14 protein-coding genes are annotated in these 15,089 nt (G+C 67.5%); all 14 read left to right on the forward strand.

Annotated features, from left to right (window positions below):
- Positions 1–48: 48 nt before the first annotated feature.
- The 14 genes from F792_RS0106685 (at position 49) to F792_RS0106750 (ending at position 14,995) form a co-directional block, all read left to right on the forward strand.
- Positions 49–1,461, forward strand: coding sequence for a pitrilysin family protein (locus F792_RS0106685; protein WP_018168914.1), 1,413 nt, complete (start codon positions 49–51; stop codon positions 1,459–1,461).
- Between the two features lie 14 nt (positions 1,462–1,475).
- Positions 1,476–2,780, forward strand: a complete 1,305-nt coding sequence (locus tag F792_RS0106690) for a pitrilysin family protein (protein WP_018168915.1) — start codon at positions 1,476–1,478, stop codon at positions 2,778–2,780.
- The gene (gene rsmD / locus F792_RS0106695) at positions 2,767–3,378 is read left to right on the forward strand and encodes a 16S rRNA (guanine(966)-N(2))-methyltransferase RsmD (protein WP_018168916.1); all 612 of its coding nucleotides are present in this window, start codon (positions 2,767–2,769) and stop codon (positions 3,376–3,378) included. The genes F792_RS0106690 and rsmD overlap by 14 nt, the downstream gene beginning before the upstream one ends.
- A gap of 204 nt (positions 3,379–3,582) precedes the next feature.
- Complete coding sequence (locus F792_RS0106700) at positions 3,583–5,205, forward strand: BCCT family transporter (RefSeq protein WP_018168917.1); 1,623 nt, start codon at positions 3,583–3,585, stop codon at positions 5,203–5,205.
- Between the two features lie 9 nt (positions 5,206–5,214).
- The gene (locus F792_RS0106705) at positions 5,215–6,093 is read left to right on the forward strand and encodes an NAD(P)-dependent oxidoreductase (RefSeq protein WP_077276958.1); all 879 of its coding nucleotides are present in this window, start codon (positions 5,215–5,217) and stop codon (positions 6,091–6,093) included.
- Between the two features lie 373 nt (positions 6,094–6,466).
- A complete protein-coding gene (gene rpmE, locus F792_RS0106710; protein ID WP_018145101.1) occupies positions 6,467–6,670 on the forward strand; it encodes a 50S ribosomal protein L31 in 204 nt (67 codons plus the stop codon).
- A 16-nt stretch (positions 6,671–6,686) separates the two neighbouring features.
- Positions 6,687–7,550, forward strand: coding sequence for a thermonuclease family protein (locus F792_RS0106715; RefSeq protein ID WP_018168919.1), 864 nt, complete (start codon positions 6,687–6,689; stop codon positions 7,548–7,550).
- Positions 7,550–8,416, forward strand: coding sequence for a M48 family metallopeptidase (locus F792_RS0106720; protein WP_018168920.1), 867 nt, complete (start codon positions 7,550–7,552; stop codon positions 8,414–8,416). Before F792_RS0106715 ends, F792_RS0106720 begins: the two co-directional genes overlap by 1 nt.
- An 81-nt stretch (positions 8,417–8,497) precedes the next feature.
- Positions 8,498–9,718 (forward strand): malic enzyme-like NAD(P)-binding protein, encoded by a 1,221-nt coding sequence (locus F792_RS0106725; protein ID WP_018168921.1) that lies wholly within the window; start codon positions 8,498–8,500, stop codon positions 9,716–9,718.
- Between the two features lie 25 nt (positions 9,719–9,743).
- Positions 9,744–10,667, forward strand: a complete 924-nt coding sequence (gene mdh / locus F792_RS0106730) for a malate dehydrogenase (protein WP_018168922.1) — start codon at positions 9,744–9,746, stop codon at positions 10,665–10,667.
- Complete coding sequence (locus F792_RS0106735) at positions 10,651–11,607, forward strand: 5'-3' exonuclease H3TH domain-containing protein (RefSeq protein WP_196799402.1); 957 nt, start codon at positions 10,651–10,653, stop codon at positions 11,605–11,607. The genes mdh and F792_RS0106735 overlap by 17 nt, the downstream gene beginning before the upstream one ends.
- Positions 11,604–12,263, forward strand: a complete 660-nt coding sequence (locus F792_RS0106740; RefSeq protein ID WP_018168924.1) for a DUF1007 family protein — start codon at positions 11,604–11,606, stop codon at positions 12,261–12,263. Before F792_RS0106735 ends, F792_RS0106740 begins: the two co-directional genes overlap by 4 nt.
- 10 nt (positions 12,264–12,273) lie before the next feature.
- Positions 12,274–12,816, forward strand: a complete 543-nt coding sequence (locus F792_RS0106745) for a pseudouridine synthase (RefSeq protein WP_018168925.1) — start codon at positions 12,274–12,276, stop codon at positions 12,814–12,816.
- A 121-nt stretch (positions 12,817–12,937) separates the two neighbouring features.
- On the forward strand, positions 12,938–14,995 hold the full coding sequence (locus F792_RS0106750) for a transglycosylase SLT domain-containing protein (RefSeq protein WP_018168926.1): 2,058 nt from the start codon (positions 12,938–12,940) through the stop codon (positions 14,993–14,995).
- The last annotated feature ends 94 nt before the right edge of the window (positions 14,996–15,089 follow it).

Below are 15,089 nucleotides of genomic sequence, written 5' to 3' on the forward strand. Positions count from 1 at the left end.
GTGGTCAAGTAGAGAGTTCGCCAATGCTAGCACGAGGATTCATGAATCATGCGCGGTAAAAACCTGGTCACAGTGCTCGTTACGGCGTTTGTCTTTGCCTGGCCCGTCGGGGTCCTGGCCGCGACGCCCGAGATCGAATCGAAGGTGGTCGAAACTACGCTGGACAACGGCCTGACGGTCCTGGTGCTGGAGGACCGGCGTGCCCCGGTGGTGGCCAACATGGTCTGGTACCGGGTCGGGTCGGCCGACGAGCACAGCGGCGTGACCGGCATCTCGCACATGCTGGAGCACATGATGTTTCGCGGGACCGAGCAGTATGAGCCCGGCGAGTTTTCGCGCATCGTTTCGCGTCTGGGCGGGCGCGAGAATGCCTTTACCGGCCGTGACTACACGGGTTATTTCCAGATCATCGGGCGTGATCACTGGGAGACCATGATGGCGATGGAGGCGGAGCGCATGCAGCACCTGAAGCTGCAGGAAGACGAGTTCCGTCCGGAATTGAACGTTGTAAAGGAAGAGCGCCGTCTGCGCGTGGAGGACCAGCCCAACTCTCTGGTGCGCGAGCAGTTGATGGCCACCGCTTTCCTCAATCATCCGTATGGCAATCCGGTGATCGGCTGGATGAGCGATATCGAGGCCTACACCCTGGAAGACAATCAGGCGTGGTATGACCGCTATTACCACCCGAACAACGCGGTGGTCGTGGTGGTCGGCGATGTCGATGCCGAGCGGGTCATCGAGGCGGCCCGGGAGCATTTTGGGGACATCCCGGCGGGTGATCTCCCGGAGACGAAGCCGCGCGCCGAGACGCCGCAAAAGGGCGAACGCCGCATCATCGTCGAGGCCCCCGCAGAGCTACCCTACCTGCTGATGGGCTGGAAGGCGCCGGTTCTGAATACCGTGGACGACCCGGTGGATGTCTACGCACTGATGGTGGCGGCCGGGATCCTGGATTCTGGTGAGGCCTCGCGCTTTGCCCGCGAGATCGTACGGGGCGAAGAACTGGCCGGCGCGACCTCGGCCCGCTACAGCCCGTTCAGCCGGCTGGATGACCTGTTCATGATTGCGGCGGTGCCCACGGCTGCCACGGATGTGGAGACGCTGGAGGCGGCCCTGCTGGAGCAGGTGGAGCGGCTGAAGGACGAGCCGGTCAGCGACAGCGAACTGGAACGGGTGCAGGCGCGGGTGATCGCCTCCGAGGTGTATCAGCGTGACTCGGTGCGCTCCCAGGCCTTCCAGCTGGGCATGCTGCAGATCATCGGCGTCGGCTGGCAGGAAGGCGATCGCTTCGTCGAGCGCGTGCGTGCGGTGACTGCCGAGGATGTGCAGCGCGTGGTGCGCGAGTACCTAGTGCCGGAACGACGCACGGTCGGCATTCTCGATCCGCAGCCCCTGGATGGTGACGACCCGCCCGATCCGGGTGCGGTAGAGCCCTATGGCGATACCGCGGGGGGTATGTGATGACGGGAGGCAACATGATGCGAACGGGATTCCTGGTAGCCCTGGTCGGGCTGCTGGCGCTGGCGCTGCCGGCCCAGGCGGTGGAGATCGAGGAGTGGGAGACCGACGAGGGGCTGCGCGTGCTGTACGTGGCGGCGCCGGATTTGCCGATGGTCGACCTGCGCCTGACCTTCGACGGCGGGGCCTCGCGCGACGGCGACCAGAATGGCCTGGCCTCGTTGACCAGCAGCGCCCTGCAGCATGGCACGGCGGAGATGGATGCGGACGCGCTGGCCGAGGGTTTCGAGTCGGTGGGCGCGCAGTTCAGCACCACGGCACTGCGCGACATGGCCATCGTCAGCCTGCGTAGCCTGACCGAGCCGGACTGGATGGACGCGGCGCTGGAGACCATGTCCGCAGTCCTGGCCGAGCCCGCCTTCCCGGAGGCCGATTTCGATCGAGCCCGGCGCCAGGCCCTGCAGGGGCTGCAGCGCGAGCGCCAGGATCCCGGGAGCGTTGCCACCCGGCGTTTCTACGAGTTGATGTATGGCGATCACCCCTACGCCAACTGGCCGGGCGGCGAGCGCGAGACCCTGGAGGCGTTGCAGCCCGCGGATGCCCGCGCGTTCTACGAGCGCCACTACACCACGGCCAACGGCGCCCTGGCGATCACGGGCGGGCTGAGCCGCAGTGAGGCCGAGGCTGCGGCGGCACGCATCTCCGCCGCCCTGCCGCAGGGGCCTGCGGTGGAACCGCTGCCCGCGGTGGAACCGCGCGAGGACCCGGTCGAGGAGCGTATCGACTTCCCTTCCGAGCAGGCCCATATCCACATGGGGGCCCCGACCCTGCGCCGCGGCGAGGATGACCACTATGCCCTGACCCTGGCCAACCATGCCTTCGGCGGGGGCGGCTTTATCTCGCGCCTGTTCCTGGAGATTCGCAGCGCGCGCGGGCTGGCCTATTCGGTCAGCAGCCGCTTTCAGCCCATGGCGGTCGAGGGTCCCTTCCGTATCGGGATGCAGACCGGGGTCGATCAGGCGGACGAGGCGGTGACCGCGCTGCGCGAGGAACTCGAGCGCTGGCATGCCGAGGGTATCGATGCCGACGAGCTGGAGGCCTCGCGCGAGAACGTGGTCAACAGCTTCCCGCTGTCGTTGGCCTCGAACAGCGACATCGTCGGTCTGCTCGGTATGATCGCCTTCTATGATCTGCCGCTGGATTATCTGGAGCGCTACATCGAACGCATGGAGGCGGTCGAGCTGGATCACCTGAACGCGCGGTTGCGCGAGCGCATCAACCCGGAAGCGATGGTCACGGTGATCGTGGGTGGCCAGGAGTAGGCGCGCCCCCGCCGGACGCCCCGCGCGCATCCGCATCATCGGCGGGGCCTGGCGGCGCCGCTGGTTGCCGGTGCTCGGGGTCGGCGGGTTGCGCCCGACCGCGGACGCCCTGCGCGAGACCCTGTTCAACTGGCTGCAGCCGCGACTCCCGGGCGCGCGCGTGCTCGACCTGTTCGCCGGCACCGGGGCGTTGGGGCTGGAGGCGGCCTCGCGCGGGGCGGACTCGGTACTGCTGGTCGAGCGCGATGCCCGTGCCGCGGCCCAGCTTCAGGCCAACTGCGAGACCCTGGGGGCCGAGCAGGTGAGCGTGCGCCGGGATGACGCCCTGCGCCTGCTGGCCGGGGAACCGCCCGACGGGTTGCCCTTCGATCTGGTGCTGGTGGATCCGCCATTCGGCCAGGGCCGGGTGGCGCCGGTGCTGGAGGCCCTTCGCGCGCACGACTGGCTGCACGCGGACAGCCGGATCTACGTGGAAATCGAGTCCGAGGCGGACCTCGAGTTCCTCGCTGCGGGTGGCTGGGAGATCGAGCGCGAGCGTCAGGGCGGGCAGGCCCGCGCCCTGTTGCTGGCCCGTGCTCCAGTCGCCGAGGCGGCGTAATATGGCCCCGGATATGGCGCAGGATATGACGCCGGGTGCGAAGCCCTTCACGTTTTTGCAGTCGGAGTAGTCTTTCGCTACGGTGGCTTTGTCCCACCTACTGCGGCAACGCCCAACGGGCGTGATCCTGTGCGGCTCCCGGAGCACGTTCGGAGCAAGCCCGCGCCGGCCCGCGTTCGCCACAAGAATACAAGGGGAAACCGAATGGATGAGCAGTCCACCCCCGGTCTGACGCAAACCCGCCTCGGCGGCTTTGGCGTGATCTGCAGCCCGGTCTTCTACACCGCCAGCATCGTGATCGCACTGTTCGTGCTGTTCGGGGCGATCTTCCCGGACACCGCCGAAGCGGTCTTTGCCCAGCTGCAAAGCGGCATCGGGGAGTATCTCGGCTGGTACTACATGCTGGTCGTCACCGTGTTCCTGGTCTTCTCCCTGTACCTGATGTTCAGCCGTTACGGTGGGGTGCGCCTGGGCGATCAGTTCGAGGCCCCGCGCTTTAGCTACACCGCGTGGTTCGCGATGCTGTTCTCCGCGGGTATGGGGATCGGGCTGCTGTTCTGGAGCATCGCCGAGCCGATGTACCACTACCTCAGCCCACCGCACGTCGAGGGCGAGACCGGCGCGGCGGCTGTCGAGGCGATGCGCTATACCTTCTTCCACTGGGGGCTGCATGCCTGGGCGATCTATATTGTCGTCGGCCTGTCGCTGGCGTATTACGCCTACCGCCACAATCTCCCGCTGCTGATCCGTTCCTCGCTGTACCCCTTCATCGGTGACCGGATCTATGGCCCCTGGGGGCATCTGGTGGACGTGGTGGCGCTGTTCGGCACCATGTTTGGCGTGGCGACCTCGCTGGGCCTGGGCGTCATGCAGATCAACTCGGGCCTGAACTTCGTGTTCGGGATCGAGGAATCCACCTCCATGCAGATCGTGCTGGTCGCGATCATTACCCTGATCGCCGTCGGGTCGGTCGCGCTGGGCGTCGACAAGGGCATCAAGCGCCTGTCGAACTTCAATATCGGTCTGGCGGTGATCCTGATCGCGCTGCTGCTGGTCATGGGCCCGACCCTGTTCATCCTGCGCCTCCTGGTGGAGAGCACCGGCGTCTACGTTCAGTTCCTGCCCGAGATGAGCCTGTGGTCCGACACGATCGAGGATTCCGGCTGGGCGACCTCCTGGACCATCTTCTACTGGGGCTGGTGGATCTCCTGGGCCCCGTATGTCGGTATGTTCATTGCGCGGGTCTCGCGTGGCCGCACCATTCGCGAGTTCGTCGCCGGCGTGCTGCTGGCCCCGACCGCCGCGGCCTTCGTCTGGCTGGCCGTGTTCGGCGGCACTGCGATGAGCTACGAGCTCGAGGGTGTGGTCGACCTGACTGGCGCCGTGTCGGAGAACATGTCCACCGCGCTGTTCGTGACCCTCCAGGCCATGCCGCTGTGGGATTGGCTGTCCGTGGCCGTGATGGCGGCGGCGACGGTGCTGATCGTCACCTTCTTCGTGACCTCCTCGGACTCCGGCTCGCTGGTGATCGACACCCTGGCCTCCGGTGACGTGCGCAACCCGACCGTCACCCAGCGCGTGTACTGGGCCATCCTCGAGGGGGTGGTCGCGTCCATCCTGCTGTTGGCGGGCGGTCTGGCCGCGTTGCAGGCGGCCGCGATCAGTGTCGGGCTGCCGTTCTCGGTCATCATGCTGATCATGGTGTTCGGCCTGTGGAAGAGCCTGCATCAGACCGAAGCGGTTACCCCGAGCAAGTACCAGAAGGAGGCCCCGCCGCCGCATACCCTGCTGGGGTATACGGAAGATCTGGACGACAAGATCAAGTAGGGGGTAACGATGGCTGCGTCCCGAGTGGCGCTGCTGGGATGCGGGCTCATGGGGCAACCCATGGGCCTGCGTCTTTTGCAGGCCGGATTTCCCGTGGTGGCCTACAACCGCACGGTCGCGCGCGCAAGCGATCTGGCGGCCGAGGGGGTCTCCGTTCACAGTTCACCCGCCGCGGCCGTCGCGGAGGCGGACGTGCTGGTGCTGATGCTGAGTGATGCCGCGGCCATCCATGCCGTGCTGGATGCCTTGCCGGCCGGCGCGCTGGATGGTCGCTGCGTGATCCAGATGGCGACCATCCTGCCGGCCGAGAGCCGGGCCCTGGCGGAACGGGTGCGGGGCGCCGGCGCCTGCTACCTGGAGGCGCCGGTGCTGGGTTCCATCCCCGAGGCCCGGGATGGCCGTCTGCTGATCATGGCGGGCGCCGACCGCGAGGCCGACTTTGCCCGGGCCCAGCCGGTACTGGCGGCTCTGGGCGAGACACCCCGGCATGTCGGTTCGGTCGGGCAGGGGGCGGCGCTGAAGCTGGCCTTCAACCAGCTGATCGCGAGTCTCACGGCGGCGTTTTCCCTCAGCCTGGGACTGGTGCGGCGCGAGGGGGTGGAGGTGGATACCTTCATGGAGATCCTGCGCGACAGTGCCCTGTATGCCCCGACCTTCGACAAGAAGCTGGACAAAATGCTGTCCGGCGACTTCGGTACCGCCAACTTTCCGGTCAAGCACCTGCTGAAGGATGTGCGCCTGACCGAGCGCGCGGTGGAGGATGCCCATTTGGTGGGGCCGTGGCTGCCGCTGCTGGCGGATCTGCTGGATCAGGCGCGTGAACAGGGCCTGGCCGATGCGGATTATTCGGCCATCTACACCGCGATTGCCCCGAAAGTCAGGGGCTAACGATGGACATACGGCGGCCCTTATGCACAGAGCACGCCGATACCCCGCGGGAAGCGATGGCCCCGGGTCTGGCTGAATGGCCGTCGACTGGGGGGTGGAATTAATGCGGAATAATCAGTGTATTGCGGTTCTGTTTTGCCGAGGCCGGGCATTTCCCACTTGACGTTTTTGGTGGATTCCGTTCCGGGTGCGACAATTCGTCCACAAAGTTATCCACAGGTTGTCCGCGCGGGTAAAACCACCCGGCCATTCAGGCAGTTGTCACCCAGAGTTGAAACGCGCTCTGCAAATGCCGTCGCAACCCGGTCTTGCGCTCGGGCGGGTAGCACCGCTATGCTATCGGACTTTTCGCCAGAACCTGCGTGAGCCGACCATGAAAGCCGACATCCATCCGAACTACCACAACGTCAAGGTTATCTGCAGCTGCGGTACGCAGTTCGAGACCCGCTCCACGCTCTCCGGCGAGGAGATGCACCTGGACGTGTGCTCGCAATGCCATCCGTTCTACACCGGCAAGCAGAAGATCGTTGATACCGCCGGCCAGGTCGACAAGTTCAACCGCCGCTTCGCATTCTGAGGCTGCGGCGCGCCGGATGGCGCGCAACGCGAACGGACACGTGACTGCTGCGGCGGGCGTTGTCCGACCCGACGAGGGCGTCCTGCGGGGCGCCCTCGTCTGCGTTGTGGGCTTGGCCCTGGTGCTGCTGGCCACTGCGGCCCGGGCCGAGTGCCGGCTGGCGGATCAGGATCCGCGCGGGCTTCAGGAGGTCGAGGTGGAGCGCGTCCAGGGCTTCGATAGTCTGCGGTTGACCGATGGGCGGACCGTTCAGGTGATTGGTCTGGCCCCGGCCGCGCCACTGCCGGAGAGGGCCGGCCCGATGCGACCCCTGCATCTTCACGAGGGGCTCCGCGAGGCACTGGCCGCCCGGCTGGACGCGGTCGATCAGCGGCTGATCCTGCGCCCGGGCCGTCCCGCCCGGGACGCCGAAGGGCGCCTGCGCATGCATGCCTGGCTGCCCGGCGGGCCGTTGCTGGCGGCCGAATTGATTGCCGCCGGCGAAGCGATGCCGCGCCCCGGGCCGCAGCCGGCCGCCCTGGATACCTGCTTCTACGTGGCCGAGGCCGAAGCACGGGCAGGGCAGCGGGGTCTGTGGTTGGAGCGCCCGGCCGCCCTGCCGGTCCGGATCCTGGACCCGCGTTCCGGTGCCCTGCGCCAGGGCCGGCTGCGGGTGCGAGGCGAGGTGGTGGCGGTGCGCGAGACGTCGCGGCACTGGGTGCTGGAGCTGGACGGGCCGCTGGACGTCCTGATTCGCGGGCGTGACCGCGATCACTGGCCCGATCTCCAGCCCGATACCTTGAACGGCGAGGCGGTGATTGTGCGCGGTCAGGTGTATCCTTGGAGAGACCGACTCCGGATGCGCATACGCCATCCGCTCGATCTAGAGGTACCGGAATAATGCGTGCTCTTTCCAAGTCCTGGCGGACCGCTCGCGGTCGTCTGGCCTCTCTGTTCCTGACGGTTCTGGTCGCCGCCGGCCTGGCCGTGGCGATCCCCGGTTGTACCACCAATCCGGTGACCGGACGCTCGCAGCTGATGTTGGTCTCCGAGAATCAGGCGATCGATGCGTCGCGCAGCGCCTACGTCGAGATGCTGGCTCCGGCGCGCGAGGAGGGTCGCATCAATGCCGATCCTGCGATGACCGCGCGGGTGCAGGGCATCACCGAAAAGGTGGTTGCGCAGGCGGTCAAATACCGTCCCGAGACCGCGGACTGGGACTGGGAGATCGCGGTGATCGAGGCGCCGGATACCGTCAACGCCTTCGCCATGGCGGGCGGCAAGATGGCGATTTACTCGGGCATCATCGAACAGCTGGAGCTGACCGATGACGAGCTCGCGCAGATCATCGGGCATGAGATTGCCCACGCGCTGTCGGCGCATACGGCGGAAAAGATGTCGGTCGCGCTGGCCAGCAATCTGGCCCTGACGGGTTACGCCCTCTCCGGCGACCGTTCGCAGGTGGCCCTGACCGGGGCGGCACTGGGGGCCGTGCTCGCCGTGCAGCTCCCGCACAGCCGGGGCATGGAATCCGAGGCCGACCGCATCGGTATCGAGCTGGCGGCGCGGGCCGGGTACAACCCGGATGCCGCAGCCAGCCTGTGGCGCAAGATGGCTGCCCAGGCCAATGGCGGTCAGCCGGAATTCCTGAGCACTCACCCGGCACCGGCTTCGCGCCAGCGCGAACTCACCCGTCTGGCCGACCAGTACCGCCCTTTGTATGACGAGGCCCGGCGCGGGTCTGTCCCTACCCACCCAGTCAACTGATTTTGTTTCCGGTGCGGGCCTACCGCACCGGGCCTGCACCTGTTTCTGAAGCAACCGTCCGACAAAAGGCCTCGCTACACCATGTCCAAGGATTTCAACCAGCGCGCGCTGGAATACCACGAGCAGCAGCCGGCCGGGAAGCTGGCGATCCACATCACCAAGCCCACCGCCACCCAGGATGATCTGTCGCTGGCCTACTCGCCGGGCGTCGCCGCGCCGGTGCGGGCGATTGCCGAGGACCCGGAGCTGGCCTATCGCTACACCGGCAAGGGCAACCTGGTCGCAGTGATTACCGATGGCACCGCGGTGCTGGGGCTGGGTAACGTGGGTGCGCTCGCGTCCAAACCGGTGATGGAGGGCAAGGGCGTACTGTTCAAGGCCTTCGCCAATATCGACGTCTTCGATATCGAGGTGGACGCCGCGCAGCCGGAGGACTTCATCAACACGGTCGCGCGCATTGCCGGCGGCTTTGGTGGCATCAATCTGGAAGATATTGCTGCGCCGCACTGCTTCGAGATCGAGCGCCGCCTGTCCGAACGCCTGGATATCCCGGTCTTTCACGACGATCAGCACGGCACCGCGATCATCACCGCGGCCGGCCTGGTCAATGCGCTGGAGATCCAGGGCAAGAAACTGAGCGAGGCAAAGATCGTCTGTGTCGGCGCCGGGGCTGCGGGGATCGCGTCCATGCAGCTGCTGGTCCGCCTGGGCGCGGCGAAGAAGAACCTGTTCATGGTGGATCGCAAGGGCGTCATCCACAGCCAGCGCGATGACCTGAACGAATACAAGCAGATCTTCGCGGTGGACACCGACGCGCGCAGCCTGGCCGATGCCTGTGCCGGTGCCGACGTATTCATTGGGCTGTCCGGCCCGGACCTGCTGACCGCGGAGATGCTGCGGTCCATGGCGCCGAAGCCGATTGTCTTCGCCCTGTCCAACCCGGACCCGGAGATCCGTCCGGAGCTGGCGCACGCAACCCGCGACGACCTGATCATGGCCACCGGGCGCTCGGACTACCCGAACCAGGTGAACAACGTGCTCGGCTTCCCGTTCATCTTCCGCGGCGCGCTGGATGTGCGCGCCCGGACGATCAATGACGAGATGCTGGTGGCCGCGGTACACGCCCTGGCCGGACTGGCCCGCGAGCCCGTCCCGCAGGTGGTGCTGGATGCCTACGGGCTGGAGACGCTCGAATTCGGCCCGAACTACATCCTGCCGACCCCGTTCGATCCGCGTCTGATCGACACCGTGCCGCAGGCGATCAGTCAGGCCGCCCGCGACAGCGGGGTCGCCCGCCTGTAACGCAGTCCTGTAGGAGGAGCAGCGCATGCAGAAGATCGCCATTGTCGGCGCCGGACGCGTCGGCGAATCCACCGCCCAGTTTCTGGCCCGCCGCGACATCGCCCGCGAGATCGCGCTGCTGGACGTGCGCGAGGGCGCGGCGGCCGGTGCGGCGCTGGATATCCAGGAAACCGCACCATTGCTGCGTTTCGATACCCGGCTGACCGGCAGCCACGAGGCGTCGGTGATCGCTGGAGCGGAGCTGGTGATCATCACCGCCGGGTTGCCGCGCAAGCCCGGCATGTCGCGCTCCGACGTGCTGGACAAGAACGTCGAAATCCTCGACGTGATCCTGCAGGACATCCTGGTTCATGCCCCGCAGAGCCGGATCCTGGTGGTCTCCAACCCGGTGGATGTGCTGACCTACCGCGCCTGGCAGAAGACCGGCTGGAGCCGCGACCGTATCTTCGGCCAGGCCGGGGTGCTGGATACCTCGCGCATGGCCGCCTTCATCGCGCTGGAGACCGGCCTTTCCACCCATGACATTCAGGCGCTGGTGCTGGGCGGCCACGGCGATGCCATGGTTCCGATGCTGCGCTATTCGTCCATCAACGGTGTGCCGCTGGATCACTTCATGGATCAGGCCACGCTGGACAACATCGTCGAGCGAACCCGGCACGGCGGTGCCGAGATCCTGGCCCTGAAGCAGACCTCCAGCGCCTACGGCGCCCCGGCGGCGGCCATCGCCGAGATGGTCGAGGCGATCGCCTTGGATCGGCGGCGGGTGCTGCCCACGGTGGCCCTGCTGGACGGCGAATACGGCGAGCGCGACGTGGCCATGGGCGTGCCCTGCATCCTCGGTCAGGGCGGGATGGAGCGTGCCATCGAGCTGGAACTGAATGCCGAGGAGCGCGCGGGCTTCGACCAGTCCATCGCTGGCGTGCGGAAGGACCTTGAACGCCTCGCCTGACGCCGGCCCAGTGCCGGATGCGCGGTTGCCGACCCTGACCCTGGTCGACAGCAGCATCTTTGTCTTTCGCGCCTGGTTCGCGCGTGGCCTGGATCCGGATCCGCAGGGCCGGCCGGGCGGTGCGCTGCACGGCCTGGTGCACTCGCTCTGCCAGTGGTTGCCGGCCTGCGCGCCGGGTCCGGTGGCCTTTTGTTTCGACACCGGCCTGCGCCGGGGTTTTCGTCACCGCATTGACCCTGCCTACAAGGCCCATCGCCCGCCGGCCCCGCCGGAGCTGCGCGAGCAGTTCGCGCGCATCCGCGAACTGCTGGGCCGGCTGGGGTTTGCGACTCTGGCCGACGCGGAGTACGAGGCCGACGACCTGATCGCCAGCCTGGCCCGCGCCGGGCGCGTGGCCGGCTATCGCATCGATGTGAAGAGTGCCGACAAGGATCTGACCCAGGTCATCCTAGGCGGGCAGGATCGCCTGCACGACCCGGAGCGCGGGGTCGACATGGATCGTCGCGCCATCGAAAAGCGCTTTCGCATCCGCCCCGAGCAAGTCGCGGACATGCTGGCCCTGGCCGGGGATGCCAGCGACAACATTCCCGGAATCGACGGGGTCGGACCGAAGACGGCCGCGCGTATCCTGCGCCGGTTGCGCGACCTCGACACGGTCCTGGCCGACCCGCCGGCCGTCACCCGCTGCAACATCCGTCGCGCGCCCGCCGTAGCCGCGGCCATCGCCGGGCAGGCCGACCGGCTGCGCCGCTCGCGCCGGCTGACCGGCCTCGCCGACCGTATCCCGGATCTGCCAGCGCCCGGAGAATTGCATCCGACGGGCCCCGATCCGGACGCGTCCGCCTGGCTGCACGACCTGGGTGTTGCCCCCGCCTACCACGCCCGGCTCCTGGCCGCCGCCGGCGCCTGGGGCCTGACGGATACGAGGCAGACGGCATGATGCGCCGCCTGCACATCCTGGGCGGCGTGGTGCTGGCCGCGCTCGTGCTTCTGCCGGCCGGCGTACAGGCGCACCCGCATGCCTGGATCGACCTGCGGATCAGCTTCGAGCGCGACGGCGAGGGGCAGATCACCCATATGCTCCATCACTGGCGCTTCGACCCGACCTACGGGCAGTACCTGTACGACGATGCCCAGGAGCATCAGTCCGGCGATACGCCGGAGGCGCGCCTGCAGGGGCTTGCCACCGAGATCCTCGACAATCTGGACGAGTACCGCTGGTACAGCCACCTGGAGGTGGCTGGAGAGGCGCTCGGGATCGCGGCCGCCGCCGATCCCCAGATGGCCATGGACGCGGGGCTGCTGCACTTCCGCTTCCGGCTGGAGCTGGAGCAACCGGTCGATCCGACCGACGAGCCGCTGGCCTACCGGGTCTACGACCCGACGTATTTCATCGAGATCCTGCATCAGGACCCGCATGGTACGGAGATTCTTGATGCGTCCGGACTGGTGGATGCGACCTGTCAGGCCCGGCTCGAACGGCCGCGCCCGGATCCGGCGCTGGTGGCGCGCGCGCTGGCGCTGGACTATAGCGCCAGCGTGGATTACGACCTCGGCCGGCACTTTGCCGAACGCGTCACCCTGCGCTGCGACTGAGGCGCTGGTTATGGCCCGGGTCGTATTGTTCCACAAGCCCTGGGGTGTCCTGCCCCAGTTCACCGACCCCGAGGGTCGTCCGACACTGGCCGACTACATCGCGATCCCCGGGGTCTATCCGGCCGGTCGTCTGGACCGTGACAGCGAGGGCCTGCTGGTCCTGACCGACGATGGGCGTCTGAACGCGCGTCTGACCCAGCCACAGCACAAGACCAGCAAGACCTACTGGGTTCAAGTCGAGGGCGAACCCGACGATGCCGCGTTGCATGCCCTGCGCGAGGGTGTCGAGTTGAAGGATGGCCTGACCCGCCCGGCGCAGGTGGAACGCATGGACCCGCCGGACATCCCGGAGCGCGACCCACCCGTGCGTTTTCGGCGCCATATCCCGACCCGCTGGCTGGCGCTCACCCTGCGCGAGGGGCGCAACCGCCAGGTTCGCCGAATGACCGCGGCGGTGGGTCACCCGACCCTGCGCCTGGTGCGTTACCGGGTCGACTCCTGGACCCTCGATGGTCTCGCGCGGGGCGAGTTTCGCACCCTGGAGACGGGTTAAGGGGCTCTTGAAACCCCGGAATGCCGGAACTGCCGCCCGCGTCGCGCGAAACCGGAGGATTCTCATTGCAAGCGTCCCGGTGCAGGCCGATGATAGGAAACCATTGATACGAGGGCGGGGCATGCTCCAATCCAGGAACGTAATCGCCGGGCTGGCCGGCCTGTTGCTGGTCCTGGCGGCGGCGCTGCCGGCGGCCGCTGGCGAAGAAGACCTTTATGTCTTCGAGCGCAGCCTGTACCTGCTCGCCGAGCGCGCCCTGAACCGCGGCGACATGACGGCCTACCGCGCCGCGCGCAGCACCCTGACCGGCTACCCACTGACCCCTTACCTGGATTACCGCGATCTGGCGCGCAATCTCAATCGCGCCGACCCGGATGCCGTGCGCCGCTTTGTACGCGAGCATGACGACACCCCGCTGGCAGCCCGGCTGCACGGGAGCTATCTGACGCATCTCGCGCGCGAAGAGCAGTGGGGGGCGTATCTCGAATTCCTCGATTCGGACCGTTCGCTGTCCGTCGAGCAGGACTGCAATCGCCGCCAGGCGCTGTTGGAGACGGGAGAACGCGATGCGGCCCTGGAGGACGTGGAGTCCATCTGGCTGCACGGGCAGTCGCGCCCTTCGGCCTGCGACCCGGCCCTGAAGGCCTGGCGCGATGCCGGTGGGCTGACCGGTGAACTCGCCTGGGATCGATTCGTGCTGGCCGTCGAGGCGGGACAGACGGGTCTGGCTCGTTACTTGCGCCGCTACCTTGACCGCGATGACCGCCCGTGGGCGGAGCGCTGGCTGGATCTGGCCAGCCAGCCCGCACGGGTTGTGGAGGCCGACTTCGACGCCGGTGCTCACCGCTCGGCCGAGGCGCTGATGGAGCGGGCCTTCACCCGCTGGATCCGCCAGGACCTGGATGCCGCCCTGGAAGGCTGGGAGAAGGACGGGCGTGATCTCGGCCTGTCTTCCGAATCGGCCGGGCGCGTGCAGCATGCCCTGGCCCTGCGCCTCGCGCTGCGCTATCGCCCCGAGGCGCTGGACTTCATGGCGGCCCTGGAGCCCGAGGTGTTCGACACCCAGTTGCGCCAGTGGCAGGTGCGCGCGGCATTGTACGAGCGCGACTGGGAGGTGGTGATGGACGCGATCCGCGCCATGGATCGCGACGTGCGCGACGAGGCGGCGTGGCAGTACTGGTATGCCCGTGCCCTGGAACAGATCGAGTCGCTGGAGGCCGCACGCGGCTTCTACGAGCGCGCGGCCCGCGAACGCAACTTCTACGGCTTCCTGGCGGCCGACCGCCTGGGGCAGCCCTATCGCATCGGGCATCAGCCCCTGGTGCTGGAAGACGGGCAGCGTGCCGCCATGCGCACGCACGCCGGCATGCAGCGCATGCGCGAACTGGTCCGCCTGGACCGTAACGCCGAGGCCCGCCGCGAATGGACGCACGCCGTGGCCGACATGGATACTGCAGAGCTGGAGGCGGCGGCGCGCACCTTCGCCGACTGGGGCTGGCACGACCGCGCGATCTTCACCGCGGCGCGCGCCCGCAACTGGGACGACATCGAGCTGCGCTTCCCGCTCGCCTTTGATGACCTGATCGTGGCCGGCGCCCGTGAACAGGGTATCGACCCGGCCTGGGCCATGGCGATCGCACGCCAGGAGAGTGCCTTCCTCTACGACGTCCGTTCCGGTGCCGGGGCGCTGGGTATCATGCAGGTCATGCCCGCGACGGGTCGGTCGATCGCCTCGGCGGCGGGTGTGCGCGTGAACTCCGACTGGGACATCCTCGACCCGGCGACCAATGCCCGGCTTGGCACCTACTACCTGCGGCGCAATCTCGACCGTTTCGGAGGCCACAGCATGCTGTCCTCCGCGGCCTACAATGCCGGCGCCCACCGCGTGAGTTCCTGGCTGCCGGAGGACCGCGCGATGGATCCGGATATCTGGGCCGAACTGATCCCGTTCTCCGAGACCCGCGACTACATCCGCCGTGTGTTTGCCTACCGCATCCTGTACGCGGTCCGCCTGGGGCAGGAGCCGCCGTCGCTGGCCACCCTGCTGTATCCGGTCACGCCGCAGGATGGCCTCGCCGCGAGCCGCGAACGCCACCTGGCCACACTGCCTGGCGAGGCGGGCATCACCCTCAGCCGTGCCTTCTGCGACGCCCCGGGTTATACCGACAACGCCTGCTAGTCTGCCCGCCGCGAAGCGCACAAAGCCACGAAGAAGGCCAAGGGCGGTTTGCAACCGGAAGGCTTGAAGAGCAGCAGGCGCTCGATCGCCCGGA

The organism is Thioalkalivibrio sp. ALMg9 (assembly GCF_000380625.1).
Lineage (GTDB): Bacteria > Pseudomonadota > Gammaproteobacteria > Ectothiorhodospirales > Ectothiorhodospiraceae > Thioalkalivibrio > Thioalkalivibrio versutus.